The 25431-nt window shown below is 64.5% G+C and carries 24 protein-coding genes; 15 read left to right on the top strand and 9 right to left on the bottom strand.

From position 1 onward, the window contains the following. Positions 1–24: 24 nt before the first annotated feature. The 6 genes from GAU_RS13955 (at position 25) to GAU_RS13930 (ending at position 5660) form a co-directional block, all read left to right on the top strand. Positions 25–381 (top strand): rhodanese-like domain-containing protein, encoded by a 357-nt coding sequence (locus GAU_RS13955; RefSeq protein ID WP_015894528.1) that lies wholly within the window; start codon positions 25–27, stop codon positions 379–381. Positions 382–386: 5 nt separating this feature from the next. Continuing rightward, positions 387–1076, top strand: coding sequence for an NUDIX hydrolase (locus GAU_RS21080; protein WP_052574462.1), 690 nt, complete (start codon positions 387–389; stop codon positions 1074–1076). An 11-nt stretch (positions 1077–1087) separates the two neighbouring features. Beyond that, positions 1088–2851 (top strand): gamma-glutamyltransferase family protein, encoded by a 1764-nt coding sequence (locus GAU_RS13945; RefSeq protein WP_015894526.1) that lies wholly within the window; start codon positions 1088–1090, stop codon positions 2849–2851. A gap of 206 nt (positions 2852–3057) precedes the next feature. Continuing rightward, a complete protein-coding gene (locus tag GAU_RS13940) occupies positions 3058–4389 on the top strand; it encodes an Nramp family divalent metal transporter (RefSeq protein WP_015894525.1) in 1332 nt (443 codons plus the stop codon). Further along, complete coding sequence (locus GAU_RS13935; protein ID WP_015894524.1) at positions 4389–4841, top strand: universal stress protein; 453 nt, start codon at positions 4389–4391, stop codon at positions 4839–4841. Before GAU_RS13940 ends, GAU_RS13935 begins: the two co-directional genes overlap by 1 nt. A gap of 60 nt (positions 4842–4901) precedes the next feature. Further along, positions 4902–5660, top strand: coding sequence for a metal-dependent transcriptional regulator (locus GAU_RS13930; protein ID WP_015894523.1), 759 nt, complete (start codon positions 4902–4904; stop codon positions 5658–5660). A gap of 17 nt (positions 5661–5677) precedes the next feature. Here GAU_RS13930 and GAU_RS13925 read toward each other — a convergent pair whose 3' ends face one another. Beyond that, positions 5678–6082: a hypothetical protein gene (locus GAU_RS13925; RefSeq protein ID WP_041265543.1), complete on the bottom strand. Its 405-nt coding sequence runs from the start codon at positions 6080–6082 to the stop codon at positions 5678–5680. Between the two features lie 327 nt (positions 6083–6409). Here GAU_RS13925 and glgB point away from each other — a divergent pair, with 327 nt between their 5' ends. Both glgB and GAU_RS13915 read left to right on the top strand, forming a co-directional pair. Continuing rightward, the gene (gene glgB, locus GAU_RS13920) at positions 6410–8983 is read left to right on the top strand and encodes a 1,4-alpha-glucan branching protein GlgB (protein ID WP_156799041.1); all 2574 of its coding nucleotides are present in this window, start codon (positions 6410–6412) and stop codon (positions 8981–8983) included. After that, entirely contained in the window at positions 8980–9705 is a 726-nt protein-coding gene (locus tag GAU_RS13915; protein WP_015894520.1) for an SURF1 family protein, read from the top strand. Before glgB ends, GAU_RS13915 begins: the two co-directional genes overlap by 4 nt. Before the next feature lie 629 nt (positions 9706–10334). Here the strand turns inward: GAU_RS13915 and GAU_RS13910 are convergent. From GAU_RS13910 to GAU_RS13890, 5 genes are all read right to left on the bottom strand, one after another. Beyond that, entirely contained in the window at positions 10335–11834 is a 1500-nt protein-coding gene (locus tag GAU_RS13910; protein WP_015894518.1) for a UDP-glucose dehydrogenase family protein, read from the bottom strand. Between the two features lie 24 nt (positions 11835–11858). Further along, positions 11859–12869 carry an NAD-dependent epimerase gene (locus GAU_RS13905; RefSeq protein ID WP_015894517.1) on the bottom strand — a complete coding sequence of 337 codons (1011 nt, stop codon included), beginning with the start codon at positions 12867–12869 and terminating at the stop codon, positions 11859–11861. A 68-nt stretch (positions 12870–12937) separates the two neighbouring features. Then, positions 12938–13942: a DMT family transporter gene (locus tag GAU_RS13900; protein ID WP_041265542.1), complete on the bottom strand. Its 1005-nt coding sequence runs from the start codon at positions 13940–13942 to the stop codon at positions 12938–12940. Beyond that, positions 13939–15351: a magnesium transporter gene (mgtE, locus tag GAU_RS13895; protein WP_015894515.1), complete on the bottom strand. Its 1413-nt coding sequence runs from the start codon at positions 15349–15351 to the stop codon at positions 13939–13941. Before mgtE ends, GAU_RS13900 begins: the two co-directional genes overlap by 4 nt. 82 nt (positions 15352–15433) lie before the next feature. Further along, complete coding sequence (locus tag GAU_RS13890) at positions 15434–15685, bottom strand: hypothetical protein (RefSeq protein WP_015894514.1); 252 nt, start codon at positions 15683–15685, stop codon at positions 15434–15436. Between the two features lie 94 nt (positions 15686–15779). Between GAU_RS13890 and GAU_RS13885 the strand changes: the two genes are divergently transcribed. The 6 genes from GAU_RS13885 (at position 15780) to GAU_RS22825 (ending at position 20688) form a co-directional block, all read left to right on the top strand. Further along, the gene (locus GAU_RS13885; protein ID WP_015894513.1) at positions 15780–16712 is read left to right on the top strand and encodes an NAD(P)-dependent oxidoreductase; all 933 of its coding nucleotides are present in this window, start codon (positions 15780–15782) and stop codon (positions 16710–16712) included. Continuing rightward, positions 16709–17980 (top strand): cysteine desulfurase-like protein, encoded by a 1272-nt coding sequence (locus GAU_RS13880; protein ID WP_052574461.1) that lies wholly within the window; start codon positions 16709–16711, stop codon positions 17978–17980. The genes GAU_RS13885 and GAU_RS13880 overlap by 4 nt, the downstream gene beginning before the upstream one ends. A gap of 21 nt (positions 17981–18001) precedes the next feature. Beyond that, on the top strand, positions 18002–19252 hold the full coding sequence (locus GAU_RS13875) for a hypothetical protein (RefSeq protein ID WP_041265540.1): 1251 nt from the start codon (positions 18002–18004) through the stop codon (positions 19250–19252). Further along, the gene (locus GAU_RS13870; protein ID WP_015894510.1) at positions 19249–19764 is read left to right on the top strand and encodes an acyl-CoA thioesterase; all 516 of its coding nucleotides are present in this window, start codon (positions 19249–19251) and stop codon (positions 19762–19764) included. The genes GAU_RS13875 and GAU_RS13870 overlap by 4 nt, the downstream gene beginning before the upstream one ends. Before the next feature lie 154 nt (positions 19765–19918). Then, entirely contained in the window at positions 19919–20413 is a 495-nt protein-coding gene (locus GAU_RS22830) for a transporter (RefSeq protein WP_041265539.1), read from the top strand. 23 nt (positions 20414–20436) lie between these two features. Next, a complete protein-coding gene (locus GAU_RS22825; protein ID WP_015894508.1) occupies positions 20437–20688 on the top strand; it encodes a transporter in 252 nt (83 codons plus the stop codon). 111 nt (positions 20689–20799) lie between these two features. On the opposite strand, the gene GAU_RS13855 is transcribed toward GAU_RS22825, so the two are convergent. Beyond that, positions 20800–22659 (bottom strand): carbohydrate-binding domain-containing protein, encoded by a 1860-nt coding sequence (locus GAU_RS13855; RefSeq protein WP_015894507.1) that lies wholly within the window; start codon positions 22657–22659, stop codon positions 20800–20802. A gap of 102 nt (positions 22660–22761) precedes the next feature. Further along, entirely contained in the window at positions 22762–23706 is a 945-nt protein-coding gene (gene rnz / locus GAU_RS13850; protein ID WP_015894506.1) for a ribonuclease Z, read from the bottom strand. A 281-nt stretch (positions 23707–23987) separates the two neighbouring features. Here rnz and GAU_RS22910 point away from each other — a divergent pair, with 281 nt between their 5' ends. After that, on the top strand, positions 23988–24350 hold the full coding sequence (locus tag GAU_RS22910) for a KGG domain-containing protein (protein ID WP_083765653.1): 363 nt from the start codon (positions 23988–23990) through the stop codon (positions 24348–24350). Between the two features lie 81 nt (positions 24351–24431). On the opposite strand, the gene GAU_RS13840 is transcribed toward GAU_RS22910, so the two are convergent. Then, positions 24432–25409 (bottom strand): threonine ammonia-lyase, encoded by a 978-nt coding sequence (locus tag GAU_RS13840; protein WP_015894504.1) that lies wholly within the window; start codon positions 25407–25409, stop codon positions 24432–24434. Positions 25410–25431: the final 22 nt, after the last annotated feature.

The following is a 25431-nucleotide window of genomic DNA, read 5'->3' as shown; positions in this document are numbered from 1 at the left end:
CACCAGGAACCGGAGCATATCACGATGAAGACCGCTCAGCAGCTGATTGCCGAAGCCAAGGCCCAGATCACCGAAGTCACGGCGCGTGAAGTACAGGACGCGCTCGCCCGGGGTGAGGCGGTGGAGTTGATCGATATCCGTGAGCAGAACGAATGGAGCCTCGGCCATGCCAAGCCCGCGCAGTACATCGGACGCGGGGTGCTCGAAAATCAGATCGAAGCGAAGGTACCGCGTGACGCGCGCGTGGTGCTGATGTGCGCGAGCGGCAATCGTTCGGCGCTGGCGGCGGTGACGCTCAGAGAGATGGGATACGCCAATGTCGCGTCGCTGGCGGGTGGCTTCCGTGACTGGGTGGCATCGGGCGGAGAGGTCGCCGGCTGATCGCGATGGATCGTCGAGAAGGGAATCCGGTGGCGCCTGCAACGGGTGCCACCGTGCCGTCCAGTGAACCATCCGGAATGTCGTCGGCGGCGCCAGGTGGATTGTTGGCGGCGTTGCAGCAGGAAGACGTGGCACGCCTGGCGAATCGGCTTGCCGCCCGCGTGTCACAGGATGCGGATCGCTTGCCGAATATGCGGCTCGCTGCGGTAGCGGCCGTCTTGCGGGTGGTGGATACGGGGCCAGAGCTGCTGTTCATCAAACGCGCGGATCGTGATGGTGATCCGTGGAGCGGGCACATGGCCTTCCCCGGTGGTCGCCTCGAGCCTGGGGACGCCTCACTCGAGATGACGGCGGTGCGCGAGACGGCCGAGGAACTGTCGCTCGATCTGACGCAGGGGGTGATGCTGGGGCGACTGGACGATCTGGCGCCGCGCAGCCCGTCACTGCCACCAATCGTGATCCGGCCATTCATCGCCCTCGTGCCGGCCGACGTCACGTTTGTGCCCAATGTCGAAGTGGCGGCCACTTACTGGGTGCCGTTGGCCATGTTGCGCCATCCGGATACGCAGGCCGAGCACGTCATGACCATCAATGGCGCACGGGCCCGATTTCCGGGATTCCGTGTGGATCGCTATATCGTATGGGGGCTGACCGAGCGCATCGTCAGCCAGTTGCTTCCCCTGTTCGACCCCTGAGGCATTCGGCCATGTCCCGTCGCGTTCTTTCCCTCGCGCTGTGTGCCGGCGCGCTCACGTCCGCGTGTGCCAAACCTGCCGGCGAAGGTGCCGTGGCACCCATGGCTGGCAAACGCGTGGAAGGCCGGAGCGGCATGGTCGCGGCGTCGCACCCCGATGCCGCTGCCGCAGGCGATGAAGTGTTGCGGCAGGGTGGCAATGCCATCGACGCCTTCGTGGCCACGGCATTTGCGCTTTCCGTGACCGACGTGTCGCAGACGGGACTCGGCGGTGGCGGCGCGATGACGTTTTACGACGCGAAGCAGAAACGGGTGGAGCATCTGTCGTTTTATCCGCGCACGGGTGGCGATCCGGCCTGGGGGCAGGCTGATACGACACGTGGGCGCAGCATGGGGCGCGCCGCCGCGACACCCGGCATGGTGGCGGGCCTGCTCGAAGCACACGGCAAGTGGGGCAAGCTCACGCGCGCGCAGGTGATGGCGCCGGCTATCCGTCTGGCGCGTGATGGGTTCATCGTCTCGCCGCTCTTGGCCCGCACCATTGTTTCCTCGCGCACCAAGCTCACCGCGGATTCGCTGGCCATGGCGCGTTTCATGCCGCGTGGAGAAGCGCTGCGGCCCGGTGATCGCCTCGTACAACCGGAGTTGGCCTCGACGCTCGAGCGCATCCAGAGTGATGGACGCGACGGCTTCTATCGCGGTAGCGTGGCGGAACGGTTGTCGGCCAAGGTGAAGTCGCTGGGCGGATTGATCAGTGTGGCGGATATGAACAGCTATCCGGTGATGACCATGCGCCCGCTGTGTGCGACGTGGCACGGCTACACCGTGCTGGGCGCGCCACCGCCAATGGGTGGATCGGCGGTGCTGGAGATGCTGCAGATCGCCGAGCAGTCGGGCGTGAATGGCAGCTTCACCAATACGCCGGAGTCGGTGGTGAAGATGGCGGATATCCTGCGCATCGCGGGAGCAGACGCCAACCGCTGGCGTGGTGATCCGCAGGTGATGCGCGTGCCGGCGCGCGGTGTGGCCACGAGCGGATTCGCCAGGCAGCGGGCGGGGCTCGTTGGCGGCGTGCTGCCCGATACCGCAGTGGCTGGTGACGCGTGGGCGTTTGATTCGACGTCCGTGCAGGGCGCCTGCACGCGCTTCGATCCGTATCCGGCGGTGCCGGCCACACAGTCGGCGCCGGGCGACGATGCCGCTTCGCAGGACGCGGTGGTCTACGATGAGCAGCACATGCAGAGTTTCACCTCGCATCTGTCCGTGGTGGACAGTGATGGGAGCGCGGTGTCAGCGACGACCACCGTGGGCGTGCTGTTCGGCTCGGGTGTGTACACCGATGGGTTTTTCCTCAATTCGTCGGGCAGCAACTTCGACGCGCGCACCCGCGGCACACACCGGTATGCCAACTCCACGATGTCGCCCACCATGCTGCTGCAGGGCGACAAGGTGCGGCTGGTGATCGGCGCTGCCGGTTCACAGTACATCCAGCCCGCCATCACCCAGGTCACGCTGCGCATGCTGGCGTTCGGTGAAGATCCCTGGATCGCGATCGCGGCGCCTCGCATCTATGCCTCGGCGGTCCAGAAAGAAGTGGAAGTGGAGGCGGGCTTTGCCGCTCCCGTGTATCAGGCGCTGGTACTGCGCGGCTATCGCCCGGTGAGCCGCGTGGCCGACATCACCTTCGGCGGGGTGCATGCTGTGTATGTGGCGCCCGATGGCCGCCGGATCGGTGTGGCGGACCCGCGGCGCGACGGGGTGGCTGCGGGTCACTGACCGACCCATGGATTGGCCGGCGGCGCACCAGCCGCCGGTTTCCCCGTCTTGGTGCGGCTTGAAATATTTTTAGCGTAGCCTAAAATTGTGGCATGGCTACGCAAAATGGAGATGTCCCCGCTGAACCCGAAGACGGCGCGCCTGCGGGTGCTTCGCCGGCGGGTGCTTCGGCTATAGGCGCCTCCCCGGTCGATTCGGCATGGGAGATGCCGGGCGAAGGCGGGTGGCGTCGGGCGCGGTTGGCGCCGTCGTTGTCCGAGGTGCATCGCTCGGTAGAGGTGCACGGTGCCACGTGGTTCCGGAAGCTGCTGGCCTTTGCCGGCCCCGGATATCTGGTGGCGGTGGGGTACATGGACCCCGGCAACTGGGCCACGGATCTGGCCGGCGGGTCGCGGTTTGGGTACGCCCTGCTGTCGGTGATTCTCCTGTCCAACCTGATGGCGGTGCTGCTGCAGGGGCTTTCGTCCAAGTTGGGCATCGTCACAGGACGCGATCTCGCACAGGCCTGCCGCGATCACTACAGCCCGCGCGTAGCGTTCATGCTGTGGGTGCTGTGTGAAATCGCGATTGCCGCCTGCGATCTGGCCGAAGTGATTGGCTCGGCCATCGCACTCAAACTGCTGTTCGGCATTCCCCTGCCGTGGGGCATCGCGCTCACCGCCCTCGATGTGTTGCTGGTGCTGTACCTGCAGAACAAGGGTTTCCGCATGCTCGAAGCGCTGGTGATCGCGCTCGTGGCTGTCGTGGGTGGCTGTTTCCTGTTCGAGCTGATCATCTCGCGTCCGGATATGGGCGAGGTGGCGCGTGGTTTTGTGCCGACCACCGAGATCATCAGCAACCCCGAGATGCTGTACATCGCCATCGGCATCCTTGGTGCCACGGTGATGCCACACAATCTCTATCTGCACTCGTCCATCGTGCAGACGCGGAAGTACGCCGAGAACGCCGAAGGCAAGCGTGAAGCGGTGCGCTTTGCATTTGCCGACTCCACCATCGCGTTGACGTTCGCCTTGTTCATCAATGCGGCCATTCTGATTGTTGCAGCGGCCACGTTTCATCGCACGGGCAACACGCAGGTGGCGGAAATCCAGGATGCACATCAGTTGCTCACGCCGTTGCTGGGCGTGAGTGGCGCGAGTGCCGTGTTTGCCCTGGCGCTGCTGGCATCCGGTCAGAATTCGACGCTGACTGGTACACTGGCGGGGCAGATCGTCATGGAAGGTTTCCTGAACCTCCGTATCCGCCCCTGGCTGCGTCGCCTGATCACCCGCGCGATCGCCATCGTGCCGGCGGCCATCGTGGCGATATTTTACGGGGAGAGTGGCACGGCGAAACTGCTGGTGTTCAGCCAGGTCATTCTGTCCTTCCAGTTGTCGTTTGCCGTGTTCCCCTTGGTGCGCTTCACGTCCGATCGGACCAAGATGGGCAGCTTCGTGAATTCCACGGCGCTGCGTGTCGGTGCGTACACCGTCGCCGCAGTCATCGCGGTGCTCAACGTCTGGCTGCTCTTCCAGACCGTCCGGGAGTGGATCACCTGATGTATCGCCGCATTCTCGTCCCGCTCGAGCATTCACCGTACGACGACGTGATCATTGCGCATGTGCGCCAGTTGGCGACCCTGTGCAAGTCGTCGCTGTTGCTCATGCATGTCGCCGATGGCTGGGCGGCGCGGCACCAGAAGTCACTGCAGTTGCGCGAATCGGAAGAGATGCGCGTCGATCGTGAATACCTCGAGGGCTGGTGCGCCACGTTGCGTGGCGAGGGATTCGAGGCCGATTCCATTCTGGCCGGTGGGGATCCGGCATCGGAGATCGCGGCGGCTGCCGATCGTGAACATTGTGACCTGATCGCGATGGCGGTGCACGGACACCGTGGTCTGCAGGATGTGATCTACGGAACCACCGCCAACACGGTCCGTCACCGAACCATGGTCCCGGTGCTCATGGTGCGTGGACCGGCCGGACTGCGCCTTGCCGGGCGCCCTCGCTGACGGCGCATGGGGGGCCTGTGAGCCCCCTGCTGATGGCACCACCGGCACTAGATTGTGAGTATGCCTTCCCGCGCCGCCGCGGCCGCTCCGCCGCCACTGACCGAGCCTGTCGAGGATTACCTCAAGGCGATCTACGAACTGGAAACCCGCACGGGCGCGGCAGCCACTTCTGATGTCGCGCTGGCGCTGAATGTGGCACCGGCGTCGGTGACCGGAATGATCCGCCGGCTGGCGGCGCAGGGCTTTGTGGACCATGAGCCCTATCGTGGCGTGCAGCTCACGCCACTCGGACGCCGCGCGGCGCTTCGCACAATTCGGCGTCACCGCATCCTCGAGACGTATCTCACGCGTGTGCTCGGCTATCCGTGGGACAAGGTGCACGATGAGGCCGAGCGGCTCGAACATGCGGCGTCCGACGATCTGATCGAGCGCATGTCGGCAGCGCTCGGGCATCCGGAGGCCGATCCACACGGTGCGCCGATCCCGACGGCCGATGGCGTGGTGGATGAGCGTACGCACCGCACACTCGCCGATCTCGATGTCGGGGAATCGGCCTACATGGTGCGGGTCAGCGACAAAAACCCGTCGCTGTTGCGCTATCTCGCGGAAATCGCATTGCAGCCCGGCGCGCTCGTCACGCTGGTCTCGAAGGCGCCGTTCGACGGACCGATCTCATTGCGCATTGGTGACCAGGAGCAGGCCGTGGGGCCAAGTCTTGCGGCCCAGGTGCATGTCGAACCGGTCACGGCTGCCCAGACGCGTGAAGCTGTAACGTCAGAGGGCGCGGCACCTGAACGGCCGCGCCCCCGAAAGAAATAACCGACGCGCGTCCGAGGTCAGGACGTCGTTTCGCTGATGATCCGGCGAGTTTCGGCTGAGAGCGTCTTGCCCTTCAACAGGTCACGAAGGCGTGCCGCATCGGCGCGCACCTGCGCGAGCTGGTGAGATTCGCGATTGAGCCAGATGGCGTCGGCAAGGGCACGAGCTTCCGTGTTGTCGTCACCCTTGGCTGAGGCCTCACGCGCGAGCTCCGTCAGCACCTGAGCGGCCTCCTTGTTGTTCGACTGCGCGAACAGCACACGAGACAGGGCAAACGAAGCGACCACCGGCACGCGACCGGCATCACGCTCGAGCGCGGCGGCAATCACGTAGTCGCGGCGGGCTGCCTGGAAATCGCCCTGATCGAACGCCTTGCGAGCACGCGCGAGGTATTCGTCGGACGGTGTGTCAGCGGCAGGCATTGCGACTGCTGCGACCACCGCGACGGGGGTCGGAGCAAGACGCGCAGGAGCTGGGGTAACGACCTGAAGGGTCGCGAACGTCGAGAGCACGAGTGCCAGCATGGGACGACTCCTCAATATCCGGGTGGGGAAAACAGGCCGTCGATCCGCCTGTATCCTCTTAGACGGAGCAATACCGGAGGCGGATTCACGGCTGGGGCAGTCGGCGCCCGGATGTGACCAACGGCATCTGTCGCAGGCTGGGGTGGCGTCCCTTGCGGCAACGCATGGGGGCCTCGGCATCGGATGGAACCCGCCGCGCTCCCGTCCTGGCCCTATACTTCAGGTATGCCAGCGCTCTCTCTACCGCCGGCCCCTGACGAGGCGGCTACTCGCCTGGTTCGCGGCGAATCGGTCAGTCCACATGATCTGCTTGGTGCCCATTCCGCCACGATCGACGGTGTCTCGGGCGTCGTGATCCGGGCATGGCAGCCGCGTGCTCGTCGCATCGATGTGGTGATCGGCGAACAGCACCTGCCCATGCAGCGCGAAGTATCCGGGTTGTACAGCGTATTCGTACCAGACCGAAAACTGCCGCTGCGCTATCGGTTCGAGATGACCGACGATGAAGGGCAGGTGCGCACGTTCGATGACCCGTATCGTTTTCTGCCCACGATTGGCGATGTGGATCTGCACCTCTTCAACGAGGGGCGGCATCTGCGGTTGTGGGAAAAGATGGGTGCCCATGTGCGCACCATCGATGGGGTGGATGGTACAGCGTTCACCGTGTGGGCACCCAATGCCACGCGTGTCTCGGTCTCCGGGGATTTCAATCGCTGGGACGGACGAGCGCACACCATGCGGCGACTGGGTGCGAGCGGGGTGTTCGAGTTGTTCATTCCGGGCATCGGTGCCGAGACGCTGTACAAGTTCGAGATCCGCACGCGCACGGGCGCGCTGCGTGTGAAGACCGATCCGTTTGCGGCGAAACTCGAACAGGGCCCTGGGCATGCATCGATTGTGCAGGCCCGCAGTCGATATCCCTGGCGTGATGGGCGATGGTTGGCGGAACGTGCCGACTCCGATCTGCGCAGGGAGCCGATGCTGGTGTACGAAGTGCACCTCGGCTCGTGGCTGCGTGGCGATGACAATCGCCTGTTGTCGTATCGCGAGATTGCGCCGCGACTGGCGTCGCATGTGAGCACGCTCGGTTTCACACACGTGGAACTGTTGCCGGTGCAGGATCATCCGTTCGGTGGGTCGTGGGGCTATCAGGTGGGTGGCTACTTCGCCCCGAACTCCCGTCACGGATCACCAGACGATTTGCGATTCCTCGTGGATACCCTCCACGAGGCCGGGATCGGTGTACTGCTCGACTGGGTGCCTGCACACTTCCCCAAGGACGACTGGGCACTGCGTCGATTCGACGGCACCGCCTGCTACGAGCATGAAGACCCGCGCCTCGGCGATCATCCCGAGTGGGGCACCCATATCTTCAACTACGCGCGTCACGAGGTCCGCAATTTTCTCGTGGCCAATGCGCTGTACTGGATCGAAGAGTTTCACCTTGATGGCCTGCGTGTCGACGCTGTGGCCTCGATGCTGTATCTCGACTACGGGCGCGAAGCGGGGCAGTGGCTGCGCAATCGTTTCGGTGGACGCGAGAACCTCGAAGCCGTTGCGTTCCTCAAGCAGCTCAACCTGGCGATGCAGTCGCTGCATCCCGGCGTGGTCACCATCGCCGAAGAGAGCACGTCGTGGCCCAAGGTCACGGCACCGATTCGCGACGGCGGCCTCGGTTTCACGTTCAAGTGGAACATGGGCTGGATGCACGACACGCTGGACTACTTCCGTGTCGACCCCTTCTTCCGGAAGGGCGCCCACGAAAAGCTCACGTTCGCCATCTGGTACGAGTACAGCGAACGCTTCATGAACCCCCTCTCGCACGACGAGGTGGTGCATCTCAAGCGGTCGTTGCTGGAGAAGATGCCAGGTGACATGTGGCAGAAATTTGCCAACCTGCGCACACTGCTCGGCTATTCGATCACTCGGCCCGGCAAGTCGCTGTTTTTCATGGGCACGGAGCTCGCGCCGCATCGGGAGTGGAATCACGACGTGAGTCTCGAGTGGGAACTGCTCGAGGATCCACGGCGTCGCGGTCTCTCCGACTTCCTGCAGGCGTTGCAGCAGGCCTACCGTGCGCATGCCTGCTTCTGGCGTTCGGACCACGAACCCGCCGGGTTCCGGTGGATCGACGTGGCAGATCGTGAGCAGTCGGTACTCTCGTACGCGCGTTTCGACGGAGACGCGCATGCACTCGTGGTGCTCAACCTGACGCCCGTGCCGCGCGATCAGTACCGGCTGGGAGTGCCCCGTGCTGGTCGGTATCGCTTGCTCCTCAATTCGGATGCGAGCGCGTTCGGTGGGAGCGGCTATCCGGTGTTCGAAGAAGTCACCACCGACGCCATGCCATATCACGGCTTCGATGCGTCGATCGTGTTGTCGCTGCCTCCGCTGGCCATGCTGGTGCTGCTGCCTGAGGGTGACGGAGCAACACAGCTCACGGCGCCGTCGTCGGAAGGGGCAACGTCGAAACCGGTCAAGGTAAAGACTGCCAAGCCCAAGACCGAAAAGGCCAAGACGACGAAGTCCGACGTGGCGACGCTGGAAGTCAAAAAGCCGAAGACAACGAAACGCAAAGCCACCACGCCGAAGGTGGCCAGGCCCACCATCACAAAGTCGGCGCCTGAAAAGCCGAAGGTGGCAACACCAAAGGTCGTGAAGACTGAATCGCCGAAGTCGGCGACGCCGAAGGTCGAGACCCCGAAAACCCAGCCCGCTGTGAACACGCCGAAGACTGTCAAACCGAAAGTCGCCAAGCCCCGCACTGCCCGGGCGCCGAAGAAGGATCCATCGGAATGACACGTGGGAAGGTGTGGTTGTTCGGCGTGGTGGCCGTGGCCGCGGCAGCCGTGTGTGTGCGGCTTGGTATCTGGCAGCTCGATCGTCTGACGGAACGACGTGTGCAGAATCGTGTGGTGGGTGATCGGGGAGCGATGGCACCACTCTCCCTGGCCGCACTGCAGGGGCAGGACACGGTGGTCACACACTGGCGACGGGTGCATGTCCATGCCGTCGCCGATTATGCGAATGAAGCCGTGCACGCCACCCGATCGCAGGGAGGATCGCCGGGCGTGCACTTGCTCACACCCCTCACACCACTCGACGGTAGTTGGGGTGATACCGCCATTCTGTTGGTACGAGGCTACGTGTACTCGCCGGATGCTCGCACCATCGATCACGTCAAAGCACGGGAAGCGGATACACTGACACTCGACGCCCTGGTGTTGTCCTATCCACCCGTGCGTCCTGGACGCGCGACGCTGCCATCGAACGAACGCGCGGTGCGATTGCTGGACCACGATTCCCTGACACGAATTGTGGGTCGACCCTTGGCGCCGTTCCTCTTGCTGGCACTTGGTGACACGCTCGTGCGGGATGTCACGCGTCCGGCCCGCATCCCTCCGCCGTCTCTCGGCGAGGGACCACATCAGTCGTACGCGTTCCAGTGGTTCGGATTTGCGACGGTGTTTCTCGTAGGCTTTGTGGCCTTCGCTCGGGGACGGCGCGGTAAGTCGCAGTAGGGCGCGCGCTGCGGAGTGTCGCGCGGGTGCAACGAGTGTCTCTGAATGGGGACACGCGCGAAGGACACTTGGAGGCACTGTGCACGGGGGCGTTCACGGTGCTGTCACGTCCGGTGCATACGTTGCGCGGAACGTCCCCGTAGCAGGCGCCTGATCTGTCACGAACCACACACCCGCACGGAAGCCTTTTCCCCCGTGGTGTGGTGGCGAGTGGAAATGGTGCGGGCACGGCCATTGCACTGGCAGAGGTCAACCCCAGCCGCGCTGTCATGTCCTATTTGTCTTCACTCGCTCGCCATTTGGTGCTCGGAGCCGTGCTGTGCCTGGCGTTGCCCGTCGGGCTGCGCGCTCAGGACTCCACGGTGGCCACGGCCGCGCCCGATGGGCGGGCCAGTGTTCCGTCGTGGAGCAAGCGAGCCGTGACACCGTCATTCTCCGTGGCGCCGCGGGGGATGCTCATGCGCCGCGGACCGCGTGGCATGCGCATGAACACCAACAGTTCCATGCTGTGGTTGTCGGCAAACGTGCATGACCTGTTGCCTGACCGCGTCGCACCGGCATGGCCCGCCGCCGTACGGCTATCGGTTGGGCGACGGGAATTTGCCAGCAGCAACGCGGCCGAGTATGTGCTAGGCCTCGATGTGGACGCTTCGCGACTGCCGGGCAATCATCCGGCCTGGGTGCGTACCAAGGCCTTGTTGCATGCTGTGCGTCTGCCCGGTCCGGCGCTGGTGGTCGGTCCCTACGGCACTCGTCGTTTCGGTCTCTACTGGTAACGGCAGCGACCGATCGATCGGTTGCACCGTGGCAATCGGTGTCGCATGGTGCCCGCGACCGATGCCCGTGTAGGAGAACCCGTGCGCCACGGCCTCCTGCGGACGATACACATTGCGCAGGTCCACCAGCACGCGTGAGCGCATGACGCTGCCGAGCTGGTCGAGGTCGAGTGCGCGAAACTCGTTCCACTCGGTGATCAGCACTACGGCGTCGCAGTCGGTGGCTACCTCGTACGCGTGCTGGCACCACAGCACGTCGGGCAGCAACGGAGCGGCTTCGTTCATCGCGGCCGGATCGTAGGCGCGAATCGTGGCGCCCGCATCCTGCAGCGCGGGAATGATCGACAGGCTCGGCGCGGCCCGCATGTCATCGGTGTTGGGCTTGAAGGACACGCCCAGGATGCCGATGGTCTTGCCGCGCACGGATCCGCCGCATGCGTGAATCACCCGTGAAGCCATGGCACCTTTGCGCGTGTCGTTCACTTGCACGACGGTTTCCACGAGGCGCGCCGGTGTGCCGTATTCTTGTGCCGTGCGCACCAGGGCCACCGTATCCTTCGGGAAACACGATCCACCGAAGCCCGGGCCGGCGTGCAGGAAAGTGCGACCAATGCGTCCATCGAGGCCCATGGCACGTGCCACATCCTGCACATTGGCGCCCACCTTCTCGCACAGGTCGGCCATCTCGTTGATGAAGGTGATCTTGGTGGCGAGGAACGCGTTGGCGGCGTACTTCGTGAGTTCCGCCGTCTCGAGTGTGGTCACCACCATAGGGGTGTCGAGCAGGTAGAGCGGGCGGTACACGTCCCGCATCATCGCCGCCGCGCGCGGCGATTCGGCTCCGATCACCACACGATCGGGGCGCATGAAGTCGCCGATGGCTGAGCCTTCGCGCAGGAACTCCGGATTCGACACCACATCAAAATCGGCATCGGGATTGGTGGTGCGAATGATCTCCGCCACGCGTCGACCGGTGCCTACCGGGACGGTGCTCTTGGTGATCACCACCGTGTAGCCCGTCAGGTGCCGCGCGATGTCCGCGGCGGCGGCTTCCACATAGCGGAGATCGGCGTGCCCGTCGCCGCGACGTGATGGTGTGCCCACCGCAATGAACACGGCATCGGCGGCCGCGACCGCCGTGGCCAGATCGGTGGTGAAGGTCAAACGACCGGAGCGCAGGCCTTTGCCCACCAGCTCATCGAGCCCGGGCTCGTAAATCGGCATTTCGCCGCGTCGGAGGCATTCGATGCGCGCCTCCGACACGTCCACACAAGTGACACTGGGGCCGAACTCTGCAAAGCAGGCCCCGGACACGAGACCTACATAGCCACTCCCCACCATCGCGATCCGCATGCCACCCCGCGTGTCATATCCGCCTCAGACACGGTAGTAGTCGCGGTACCAGGCCACGAAATTCGCTACACCGGTCTCGATGGAGGTGCGGGGCGCGAAACCCACGTCTTGCACGAGTGCTTCCACATCGGCATACGTCGCGGGCACGTCACCTGGTTGAATCGGCAGCATGTTCTTCTCTGCCGTCCGCCCCAGCGCCTGCTCCAACGTCGCGATCAGATGCATCAATTCGACCGGGTTGTTGTTACCGATATTGTAAATTCGGTACGGGGCCTTGCTGGTGGCTGGATCGGGGCGGTCGGAATTCCAGTCCGGATTCGGGGCCGCGACATGATCGCTCGTGCGCACCACCCCTTCGACGATATCGTCGATGTAGGTGAAGTCCCGCTGCATCTTGCCGTGGTTGAACACGTCGATGGGCTTGCCTTCCAGAATGGCCTTCGTGAACAGGAACATGGCCATGTCCGGGCGACCCCACGGTCCGTACACCGTGAAAAAGCGCAGGCCGGTGGTGGGCAATCCGTACAAATGGCTGTACGTGTGCGCCATCAGTTCATTGGCCTTCTTCGTGGCGGCGTACAGCGACACCGGATGATCGATGTTCTGGTGCACCGAAAACGGCATGGCCGTGTTGGCGCCGTACACACTCGACGACGAGGCATACGTGAGGTGCTGCACGCCGTGATGGCGGCATCCTTCCAGAATGTGCAGAAACCCGACGAGGTTGCTGTCGATGTAGGTGTGCGGATTGGTGATCGAGTACCGCACGCCGGCCTGGGCCGCGAGGTGAATCACCCGGTCGAAGCGCTCCTCACGGAAGAGGCGTTCCACGCCCTCGCGATCACCCAGTTCCAGGCGCGCCAGACGGAAGCCGGGGTGACGCGCCAGGCGGGCCAGGCGGGCCTCCTTCAGCGTCGGATCGTAGTAGTCGTTGACGTTGTCGAGGCCGACGACTGCATCGCCGCGCGCCAGCAGGCGCTCGCTGGTGTTGTAGCCGATGAAGCCGGCCGCGCCGGTCACGAGGATCTTGGCCATGGAATCGATGACTCGGAGAAATACCTGATGCCTCGTAATGAGGCTGTCCTACTGGACGATTGACGATGCTACTCTGGAACGCGGGGCAGGGCCGGTGGACGCTGCAACAATAGCACGGCCCCCATGATCGCGATGCCGCCCACGACCGTGCCGATGCCCACCCCCTGACCAAGCAGGGTAATACCCAGCAGTGTGGTCCAAAACGGCTCCACCGTCGACGTGATCGCCGTGCGCACCGAGCCGAGCAGACGCAGCCCCAGCAAAAATCCCAGGAATGCTCCCGCTGAGATGACGCCCTGGGTCACACTGGCGAAGAGCCCCACCGGCGTCGGCATCGACAGGAACGCGCCGCTCGATAGCGACCACGTGAGAAAACACACCGATCCACCGACGGCGATCGCCCGTGCCACGTCGAGCGGATCACGGCCGGTTTGCAGTCTCGCCAGCAGCGGGATGTACAGCGCGTAAACGATCGCTGCGGCCAGAATGACCATCACCCCCATCGGAGCCAGCGACTCGGCGCTGGGTGCTCCGACCATGGCGCCCAGGCCCAGCAACGAGAGCACCAGGGCGATCACCCGCGTGCGATCGAGATGATCGGTACCGCGCACGGCCGCAAAAACGGCCACCCACGCTGGATACGTGTAGAAGAGGAACGAGGCCGTGGCCGCTGGCAGCCACCGCAACGCCAGCAAGGCCAACGTGGCCACCGAGGCCTGTCCGACGCCCGCCTGAAACAGGATGCGTGGGGCATACCACGGCACCATTGCCGACGAGGACTGCCAGACGTCGGTCGACGCGGGTGCTGGCGTATCACGCCGTATCAGGCCCCACAGGACCAGCAGCGTCGCCGTGGTCAGATAGCGCCACGTTTGCACGCTCTCCAACGCCATGCCCTGTCCGGTGGCGATGACCGTGAGCGGAGAAATCGAACCGAAGCAGCAGGCGCTCACGATCACCGCGAGCGTGCCCTTCAGTCGCGACGCACGGTCATGTGCCTCACGTTGGTGCGCCTCACGGTCGTGTCCCCCACGCGCTTCCGGCACGTCGACCCGCTCGGCCACCCCACTCACAGCAACGTGCCGCTCAGCACCATGTAGGCAACGCTGAAGTAGATGCTGATACCTGCGACATCCACCAGCGTGGCGACGAAGGGGGCCGAGGCACTGGCCGGGTCAAAGCCGAGGCGTCGCAGGATGAATGGCAGCATCGATCCGGTGAGTGATCCGAACGCCACGATGCCCACCAGCGACACGCCCACAGTCAGCGCGATCAGCAGGTGGTGTGCTCCGTAGTCGTACAACCCCAGCTCCTGCCACGTGAGAATGCGTCCCACCGCGAGCAGTCCCAGAATGACACCCAGCGCCAGACCGGCCGGCAACTCACGCAGCACAATGCGCCACCAGTCGCGCAGATGCACTTCACCCAGCGCCATGGCGCGGATGATCAGTGACGTGGCCTGCGAGCCGGAGTTGCCACCCGAGCTGATGATGAGCGGCACGAACTGCGCGAGCATCGTGGCGCGGTCGATATCGGTCTGGTAGTGCGCCATCGCCGAGGCTGTGAACATCTCGCTGATGGCAAGCACGGACAGCCAGCCGGCGCGCTTGCGCACGTTCTGCCAGAGGCTGATCTGCATGTAGGGCTCTTCGAGCGCTTCCATGCCGCCAAACTTCTGTGCGTCCTCGGTCTGCTCTTCCTGAATGACATCGATGACGTCGTCGACGGTGACCACGCCCAGCAGACGATGGTCCAGGTCGACCACGGGCACGGCCACGAGGTCGTAGTTCGACGTGAGCTGCGACACGGCTTCCTGCGCGGTGTCGGGGGCCACACTCACCACATCGGTCCACGCGTGTTCGCTGATGCGTGAGCCTTCTGGTGCCGCCAGCAGTTCACGCAACGAGAGCACACCGCGCAAACGGCCGTTCAGATCGGTGGTGTAGATGGTGTACATCGCTTCGCGGCGACCTGCCCGGGCCATGGCCCGGACGGCGCGCAGCGATTCCTCCACCGTCAGCGTCTCCTCCACCGACACAAATTCGGTGGTCATCAGACCACCGGCGGTATAGGGGTCGTACTGGAGCAGGCGCTCGGTGGCGGCTTTGTCTTCCGGCTCGAGTTCCTGCAGGATCTCGTCTGCCGTCTCCTCGTCGAGCTCCTCGAGCGCATCGGCGCGCTCGTCGGGGGTCATCTCGGCGACGATCTCGGCCGCTTCCTGCGCTGACAGTGCCTCGAGGACCTGTGTACGCAGGTCCTCGTTGAGGTACTCCATGACCTCGGCCGCACGCTCTCTCGGGAGCGCCGCGAGGAACGCGCGCACCTGATCCTCCGGCAGTGCCTCGGCTACGTCGGCGAGGTCGGCCGGATGCATTTCCTCCGTTTGCGGTCCGATGCTTTCCGGGTGCTCTTCGAGAAGTTCGAGCAGGTCCGGAGCGATCAGCGCCGCAAGCGGCCGGTCTTCGTTGGCGCGTGGCGTCATCGGCGAAGGGGCGGCGGTCTGGCGGGCAAGTTAGTACCGCCCATGCGGGGCGCAAAGCGAGTCCCGCCCGGCATATGTGCCGCTAGGAGCCATCCGGCATGAGCGGCAACGTACCGCGTTCCTGCCGCACGCTTCGGAGCTCCACCCCGGCGGCCGCCAATGCCGTGGCCAAGGCCTCCCGATCGATCGGCCTCTCCAGGTCCAGGACCGCCCCGGTCATGGACACCTCGGCGGTGAGAATCCCCGGCACGGCCGTCAGGGCGGTCCAAACGGCCCGCACGGCGTGTACCGAGAGGAGGCCGTTGATCTCCACGTGAGCGCGATAGCGTGGCATCTTAAACAATCTCCACGAAGTGGAGACGCCGCTCAACTGCCAGATACGCATTGCTGGCGGCGCACTCCTTCGCACACTGTCCTCGACTCGCTGCATGCCTCGCGTTGCCTTTCTCGGATTGGGAGCCATCGGAACGCCCATGGCCCGGCACCTCGCGCGTCCTGAGCACGATCTCGTGATCTGGAATCGCACGGCGACCCGCGCCACGGAGTTTGCCGCGCAACCAAGCGTGCAGGGGCATGTGCGGGTGGCCACGACCCCCGCCGATGCCGCACGCGATCGTGACGTGGTTGTGACCTGCCTCCCGGTCTCGTCGGATGTGGAGAGTCTGCTCGACGGCCCGGATGGCCTGCTGGCCACCCTGGCTCCAGGCGCCGTGCTCGTCGATTGCACCTCGGGCGACCCGGCAACGTCCCGTCGCATGGCCGCGCGGTTGGCCGAACGTGGCGTCGGCTTTCTCGATGCTCCGGTGTCCGGTGGGGTGAGCGGCGCCGAGCAGGGAGCGTTGACCGTGATGGTCGGGGGGGATGAAGGGGTGCTGACGCAGGTGCGCCCAGTCATCGAGTGTTTCGGCAAACGCATCGTGCACTGTGGGGCGATCGGCGCCGGTGATGCCTTGAAAGCCGTGAACAACGCACTGCTGGCCATGCACATCTGGGGCACGGCCGAAGGGCTGGCCGCTCTCGAAAAGGCCGGGGTGCGCAGTGACATCGCGCTCGACGTGATCAACACATCAAGCGGTCGCTCCAATGCCAGCATGAACCTGTTTCCGGAGCGGGTCCTCACGCGCGCCTTCCCCCGCACGTTCCGTCTGGCGCTGCTCGACAAGGACGTGGGCATCGCGGCGGACATCGCACGCGAGCAGAAGATCGTTGCACCGCTCCTCCAACTCACGGCGGAACTGTTCCGTCAGGCCCATCGCGAACTCGGCGAAGAAGCCGATCATGTCGAAGCCGTGCAGGTGGTCGAACGCCTGGCGGATACGACCATCGGTGGACGCGGCGATCGCACGACAAAACCGTCATGAGCACCACCGAATCATCCGGAGAGGCCGTGTCGGTCGCATCCGTGAGCGACATCCGTGCGCAATTCCCGGCCTTGCAGCGCTGGGAAGGCTCACAGGCCGTGGCGTATTTTGACGGGCCCGGTGGCACACAGGTGCCGCTGTCGGTCGTCAATGCCATGAGCGAGTACCTGCTGCGCCACAATGCGAATACGCATTGGGCCTATCCGACCAGTGTCGAGACGGATGCGATCCTGCTGCGCTCGCGAGCCATTCTGGCGGATTTCCTGGGCGCCACGACCGATCAGATCGCGTTCGGGGCAAACATGACCACGTTGCTCTTCCACATTGCCCGCGCCATCGGGCGTGGGTTGCGTGAAGGCGATGAGATCATTGTCACCGAGCTCGATCATCACGCGAACATCGCCCCCTGGCAGGCACTCGCCCGGGAGCGTGGGGTGGTGCTGCGTTGGTTGCCGCTCGACCTGAAGACGTTCCGCCACGAGGAGGGCGCGCTTGAGCGACTGCTGTCGCCGCGCACCAAAGTGGTCGCCGTGGGCGCTGCCTCGAACATCCTCGGTACGGTGAGCGATGTGGCGGGCATTGTGGCCAAGGCACGCGCTGCCGGCGCCATCACGGTGGTGGATGCTGTGCATTTCGCGCCGCATCACTTGGTCGATGTGCAGGCGATGGGCGCTGACTTTGTGCTGTGCAGTGCCTACAAGTTTTACGGACCGCATGTGGGTGTGGTGTACGGCCGCACCGAGGCCACGGCCGCGCTGGATCTGCCGCGTCTCGAGCCGGCACCGGATTGGGTGCCGGAGCGTCTCGAAACGGGCACGCAGAATCACGAAGGCATCGCCGGCGCGGCCGCGGCGGTGGAATTCCTCACCGGGCTCGTGCCGGGGGACACCATGGCCTTCAGTCGTCGTGCCCGTCTCGCACGGGTGATGACGGAACTGCAATCGCGCGGGGACGCGTTGTTCGTGCAGCTCTGGGAAGGCTTGCAGCGCGTCGACGGCGTGACACTCTATGGACCGCCGCCGGGAACGCCCCGCACGGCCACCCTGTCGTTCCGGGTGAACGGACTGGCCAGCGAAGAGGTGGCCCGCGCGTTGGTGGCCACGGGATCGTATGTGTCGCATGGTGACTTCTATGCTACGACGGTGGCGCGTAAGCTGGGGTTTGCCGAGGAGGGGTTTGTGCGTGTGGGGTGCGCCTGCTACACAACGGAAGAGGAGATTGCCCGTCTCCTCGACGGCGTGAAGACCGTGGCCCGCGGAGCGGCCTGAATGCCTGGCCTTTCACAACGCATGACACGACACCTCCGGGTCAAGGCTTCGGCGCTGGCGATGGCGGTCTGGGGCACGGCCTGTGACGCTCCTGGAGAACTGCGCCAGGCGTTGCCAGCGGCGGAGTTTCTGTTCGCCGCCGGCGATTCCACCTATTGGGTTCGCAGCGGTGGTGAAGGGATGCGCGTACGCAGTGCTCCCATTCTGCTCACGCAGGTCGACGGCCGTCTGTTCGAGATCTTCATCGGCGACGACGGTGCGGAGTATCCGGACGCGTCGTTTGCCACCGCACGGCTGTGGGCTCGCTCACTGCAGGCCCGAGACAGCACGCTGCTGTTCGCCGACAGCACGGTGCTTCGTGAACTCACGGACTGGCGTCGTCGGCATCCGCAGCAGACCGAGATCGACCCCACTGACGAAGATGTCGTCGACGATCCACAGACTGTGGTGCAAGACGACATCGAGATTCTCGATGTACACGGTCCGTATCTCACGTTCGAGCATCTACTCAACGTCGACATCGATGGGGGGCCCGAACACATTCACACCGGCCGGCGCTACGTGGTCGACGTGCGATCGGGGCGCGTCATGAGCCTTGGCGATCTCCTGGGCCCCAAGGAGTCGGCTGGGGTGGCGGCCCGCGCCCGCGCGTCACTCACGCAGTTGATCGATTCGATCCGCACGGCGGGCAACGGGGGCGATGATCGGGCGGCCATCGCGATGGAAACGCTCGACACGTTCACGTTCGACTCCACCTCGTTTGGCATCACCGATCTCGCACGCGAACCGGCGGTGGCGTTCATGGTGCCGGGTCGTGGACTGGATGGAGAGGCGTTGGCGTTGCATCTGCCGGCTATCGGCGTGAGTCCTCCGGTATGGTGGAAGCCGGTCAAGACCACGTTGCCGGAGTGGAGCGCCGATTCGTCCATCGTGCGCTGGGACCGCTCCAGCTATCGCATTGCGGCGCGTCCGTCACCTGATGGCGACGCACTCGCTCTGGTCCTCTCCTCACGCAGCGGTGTGGGAGGACAGCACGAGTGGCCCGTGGCCACGGTGGGCGCACCGGCCTATCAGCTCATCGCGCTGGAATCGCCGCCACTCGATAGTGCTTCGCGTGCCGCGTTGGCCCGCGCCTTCGATGTATCCACCGCGTTGGATGGCATGGTGCAACGGGCCCGCTATCGCGGGACTGCTCCCCGTTCCGTACCGGAGGCGCCGTCACGTTGGCGTCTCACGTCTCATCGTGTGACCTCCAATCCCGTTGCCCCATGAGTGAACGTCCTGCAATCGAACGTGCCGTGCGGCCGGTGGCCGCGTCGCAGCATGAGACCAGTGAATTGATCATGCCGCACGACGCCAACATCCTCGGCCATGCATTCGGCGGTGCCATCATGGCCATGGTGGACAAGGCCGCCGCGGTGGCGGCATTCCGGCATTCGCGCACCGCGTGTGTGACGGCGTCCATCGATCGCGTCGATTTTCGGGAGCCCATTCACGTGGGCGATCTGGTCACCTGCAAGGCGTCGGTGAACTTCGTGGGCAACACGTCCATGGAGGTGGGGGTGCGGGTGGAGGCCGAGGATCTGATCTCCGGCGCACGCCGCCATACCAACACCTGCTACCTCACGTTCGTGGCCATCGATCGCAATGGGAGACCGGTTCCGGTATCCCTGGTCAGCCCGGAAGGCGAAGAGCAGCTCCGGCGGTACGACGCCGCCCAGGCGCGCCGCCGCCGCCGGCTCGAAGAGCGGCAGGCGGAAGCCCGCGCGGAGGGCGAGACCTGATACGACCTTGTTCTTAGTTCCAGCGTCGGGTATGACAGGTGTGCCGGTGGTGTGACGTTCCATTAAAGTGAATGGGCCGAAGCGCCGAAACAGGGGGGCAAGACGTACAACTGCGATGTGGCAGTCGTGCCACCCCATTCGTTTCGGAGTTTCCATGCTGTTTCGTGCATTCCTCGCATTGGTAGTTGTGAGCAGTTCCGCCTGCGCCTCGATGGGCACCCGCGACGCCCTCGTGTCTGATCGTCCCGATTTCACGGAGCGCGCGAGCACCATCGCGCCCCGCCATGTGCAGGTCGAGGCGGGACAGACCACCTCGCGTGAAGGCGAAGCGCGCGTCAACGCGGTCGGTGAAGTGCTCGTGCGCGCCGGCCTTACGCCCCGCCTCGAACTGCGCGTTTCGGGCAACTCCTGGGTGCAGGAACGTGTGGCCGGCACGGTGAACAGCGGACTGGAAGACGGCGCGATCGGCATCAAGTACAACGTGACCGAAGGTCCGGATGAGCCCTCATGGCGCCCGACGTTCTCGGTCATTGCGCACACGACCGTCCCCACGGGCAGCGATGCCTTCCGCGTGTCCCGTGCACAGCCTGAAGTGAAGTTGCTCGGCGCCTGGACCCTAAGCGATCGCCTCGGCTTCTCGAGCAACTGAACATCGGTCGTCCGTTCGACGGCGTGCGCAGCTACACGGAAATCGCGGCCAGCGCCTCATTGGGTGCGGCGCTCACCGATCGGGTTGGTGCGTATGCCGAAACCTTCGGCTTCGCGCCGCAGGACGGCTCGGGCACCATCAGCCGTTACGTGAACGCGGGTGTCACGTTCCTGTTCAATCCGGATCTGCAGCTCGACGTGCGTGCCGGTGTTGGTCCCGCCTCACAGCGTACCCGCGACTACTTCGCCGGTATCGGTCTGGTGGTGCGTCGCTGATCTGGCGATCGGGGCGCTGATCAGAAAGGCCATCGGGCTTGCTGGATTTCTCCGGCAAGCCCGATGGCCTTTCAAGGACATTGGTCCTTCACCTGCGACGGTCTGCGCTGCTCAGGGCACGGTGATGCGGTTGGTGACGCCCGCCAGCGTAAAGGTCTGCACCAGGGTGCCCAGCGTATACTGACCACCGGTGTAGAGGCCGTCCACCGCCGTGCCCGACTCGGTGCCTCCCGAGTACAGCTTGTAGCTGCCACCCACGGTGAGCAGCGGTGAAGAGACCACCAGCGACTGATAGCCTTTCACCGGCGCGAGATCGAGCACCGACACGCCGGCGCTTGTCTGGATGTGCAGGATGCCACCGGCCGTGCGCGTCGAACCGAAGGTGAACTGGATGGACGGTTGGGTGGATGCTGTGCCCGGTGCCTGCGCCATGTTGGTGCTGCCGGTGCCCACGAGGAACCCACCAGTCATGACAAACGTGCGATCGTAGTCGATGGCGGGATTGGCGCCACTTTGAGGGCCGGCCACCAGCAGGCAACCACCGGTCATGGCGATGGCCGAATTGGAGTCGATGCCATCGCCACCTGACAGACTGGTGATGCGGCCGCCATTGATGCGAATGGTATAGTTGCCCGTGCCGCGCGCGCCGTCGCCATCACCTGAGAGATTGATCCCGTCGTCACTGGCGACCACTCGCACGCGACCTCCGTTGAAGGTCATGTCGGCCGTGCCGGCTTCGATGCCTTCATAACTCTTCGTGACGTCGATACTGCCGCCATTGATTGTCACGGCGGAGTCGGCGTGCACCCCATCGTCGCCGGTGCTGATGGTGAAGGTGCCACCATTCACCACGAGGTTGGCATTGGAGTGCAGTCCATCATCGGCCGTGTTGAGCGTGGCCGTGCCACCATCCGCCACGAACATCACGCCGGCCTTGAGTCCCTTGGCCGACAGCGTGTCGGGAATGACCGTGGAGCTGCCACCGCGTGTTACGGCGGTGATGGTGCCACCGGTCATGAGCAGATCTGTCTCGGCCTGCACGGCATCGTTGCCTGCCGTCAGCGTGAGTGTGCCACCCGCGATGAGCACATACCCCAGGGCCGCATCACCATCCTCGTTGGACTTGAGCGCATCCCCACCGGCGGTCACACCGATCGTGCCGCCGCGGACCACGAGATAGTCTTTGCCGCGGATGCCGTCTTCGGCGGCCGTGACCGTGACGCGCCCCGAGCGGATCACGAGGCCGTCCTTCGAATGAATGCCATGCGCGATCTTGCCGGTCACCGTGAGCGCGCCTTCACCGCCGATGGACAGATTCACCTTGCTGTAAAGCGGCGCGTTCTGCTCGGCGCCTGTCGGATACGATGTGCCGTCCTGCAGCGTATTGGTGGTGCCGTTCACCAGCACGATGGCTGCACGTTTCGCCCTCGACACATACAACGGTGTGTCGGTGCTGCGTGTGATGGATGCTCCGTCGAGCACCAGACGCACGAGGCCCGTGTCCGCCGTACTCACAAACACCTGACCATCGGTCATGGTGCCACTCAGACGATAGGTGCCCGCTGCACCGATGGTGACCGTGTTGCCGCTGATCGAGGCGCCATTGCCGGTGATGGTGGCCGTCGTACCGCTCAACGCGATCGTCGTCGCGGTCACACCATCGATGGTGTAGTCGCTCGTGACTTCATGATCGACGGTGTTCTTCGCCATCGCCGACGCCACCGTGTAGGCATTCGTGAGCTTCGCCTCTTCACTGCAGCTTGGACTGGCCACGGCGAACGTGGTGCCCGTGCCACTGGTGGAGCCATCGCCGTCGGTGGGTGATGTCAGTTCACTGCCATCCGTGCCACAGGCTCCGACGAAGAGGCCGGCCAGCAGTGTCCACATCGAAGAGCGACGTGTGGCGCGAAGAATGGTGGGACAATGCGGACGCCGAACCGGCGTCGACGCGAGGGGAGATGGCTGTGTCATGCGTGCTCCTCGTGTGGTGCTGATGAAGACGTTCTGTCAGCGCAACACGCGATCAACACGCAGCCCTACGGCGCCGCGGGGAAGTTCCCCGCGGCCGTCTCCCTACGACGGTGTGTCCGCCAATTCTTCGGTCAGCGCGAGCTCGATTTCCGTGCCATCGCGGGCAATGAGCGTATTCGGAAACACGGAACGCGCTTCCTGCTCGAGGTCGCGGGTGTCGCGCGAATACCGCGCGGAGATGTGCGTGAGCACGAGGCGTCGGACACCAGCCTTGAGAGCAATCTCGGCCGCTTCCCGCGCGGTGGAATGCCCGGTCTCCTGCGCCCGCGCACCTTCTTCGTCGGCGAACGTGGACTCGTGAATCAACAGGTCCGCATCCTGGGCCGCGGCCAGTGTGCCATCGCAGGGGCGTGTGTCGCCCGTGATGACAATGCGTCGGCCGCGTCGGCGTTCCCCCACCAGCACCGATGATTCGATCACACGCCCGTCGTCGAGCATAATCGGCTCGCCCCGGTGAATGCGGCCCCACAACGGGCCCTCGGGAATACCCAACTCCCGCGCGAGATCCGGATTGAAACGGCCACGTCGTTCTTCTTCCACGATCGCGTAGCCCAACGACGCCGTGCCGCGGTGATCAACGGCAAACGTGTCGATGCGATAGTCCTCACCCCGTTTAACGCTCGAGCCCGCTTCTAGCTCACAGATCTCGACAGGAAACGTGGTACGCTCGCCACCAATGTTGATGCACTGGCGCAACGTTTTTGCCGTGCTGCGAGGTGTCCACAGGCGTAACGGCTCAGTTCGCCCTTGCAAAGCCATGGTACGGAGCAGTCCGGTAATCCCCAACAGGTGATCGGAATGCACATGGGTGAAAAACACATCGCTCAGGGCAAAGGAGACCCCGTACCGCATCATTTGACGCTGTGTCCCCTCGCCGCAATCGAAGAGCAGCGTCTCTCCCTCCCGGGTGAGAGAAATCGCGCTCACACCGCGCTCGACCGTAGGACGGGAGGCAGCGGTACCAAGGAATCGAACGAGAAGCGGCATGGCTCCGAATATAGACCGGATATGAACCGGTCAACGGAAATTCCATCACCTCAGTGAGCCGCCGTTTTGACGCGGGTGCCGCCATGGTAACGGACGACGTCTCAGCGCAGAGGGAGAAGGATTGTGACGTGTTGCCAAACCGGACACATGCGCGGCCCGCCCCTTGCAGTAGGGTATGCCAGTTTCGCGCGGTGTGCTGTCGCTGTAACGGGTCCGTTGACGGACCCGCTCACCAACAGCTCGTCGCACTCATCAAGGACTTCCGGACGGCCGGGGGGCGTATGACCGGAAAGAGCCGACGTGGTTTTGCGTCGATGGACCCTAATCGCCAGCGTGAGATTGCCAGTAAGGGTGGGCGCGCTGCCCATGAAAAGGGTACTGCACATGAATGGTCTTCTGACGAAGCGCGTGAAGCAGGTCGAAAGGGCGGGGTGACCGTCAGCCGAGATCGTGCGCACATGGCCGCCATCGGACGAGAGGGAGGGGAGTCGCGCAGTGCTGCGGCTCGCCAGGCCCGCGTGTCCGGCATGGGCGATCGTGAGGTGCCGATGCACATCACCCGAGACCTCGAGCAGGGGCGTGTCATGCCCATGGATCGGCCACGCGCGATGCCCATGCGGAGCGACGAAAGCTCGCTGCGCTGACGCATCCTCAGCACGTGAACATTTTCACACCGGCGGAGTGCCTTCAGGGCGCTCCGCCGGTTGTCATTTCAGCCCGGTCGATCAATAGGTCGCCAACAGCGCACCGAGGCGGGAATCGTCGATGTTGCGCCCACTCACCACCGCCACCACCGGTCCTTCGAGCGATGCCACGCGGCCGTGACGCAGCGCCGCCACCGTCACGGCGCCTGCGCCTTCGACCTTGAGGTCCAGCGTGCGATGGAGCCAGGCGATGGTCTCGCCCAGTTCCGCCTCTGTAACCAGCACCATGTCATCGGCACACTGCTGACCGATGTGCAACGCGTCCGCATCGATCTGCCCGGCCAGTCCATCCGCCAAGGTGGGTGTGACGGGTGAGTCCACGACATGTCCGGCGTGCACCGATTTGGTCATGGCGGCGGTCTCTTCGCTTTGCACACCAATGATGCGTACGTGCGGGGCGAGCGCGCGCAGGACGGCCCCCATGCCGCCCAGCAGCCCACCACCGCCGGTGCAGATCAGCACGGTCTTCGCGGATGGCAACTGCTCCAGTACTTCCAAGGCCACGGTCCCCTGTCCGGCCAGCAGGTCGAGGCCCAGACAGGGATTGATGAACCGAATGCCTTGCTGCACGGCGTGGGCTTTGGCGAGCACCATGGCCGCGTCGTAGTCGAGCGCTTCATCGTTCACCACGGCGCCCAGCATGCGAATGCCATCCTTCTTCACCTGCGGGGCCGTCCGCGGCACGTACAACATGGCTGGTGTGTCGAACGCCTTGGCCGCGTAGGCAACGCCGAGCCCGTGGTTGCCGGCGCTCGACGCGACGACACCGGCTCGTCGCTCTGCGGCCGACAAACCGGCCAGCACATTGTAGGCGCCACGCACCTTGAAGGAGCCTGTGGGGTTCTCCAGCTCCAACTTGAGCCACACATCGACCCCCGTCTCCGTCGACAGTGCATCACTGCGCTCGAGGCGACTCGGCGGCATGAAGGTGCGCACATGTGTCGCGGCCTCGCGCACGGCGTCGACACTGGGAACGATGGCAGGATCAAGCGTGGGCATATGTCACCGGAGTTGAAAAGTC

It is taken from the genome of Gemmatimonas aurantiaca T-27, assembly GCF_000010305.1.
Lineage (GTDB): Bacteria > Gemmatimonadota > Gemmatimonadetes > Gemmatimonadales > Gemmatimonadaceae > Gemmatimonas > Gemmatimonas aurantiaca.
The sequence above is the reverse complement of the archived record's forward strand: the minus strand, read 5'-3'. Positions and strand labels throughout refer to the sequence as shown.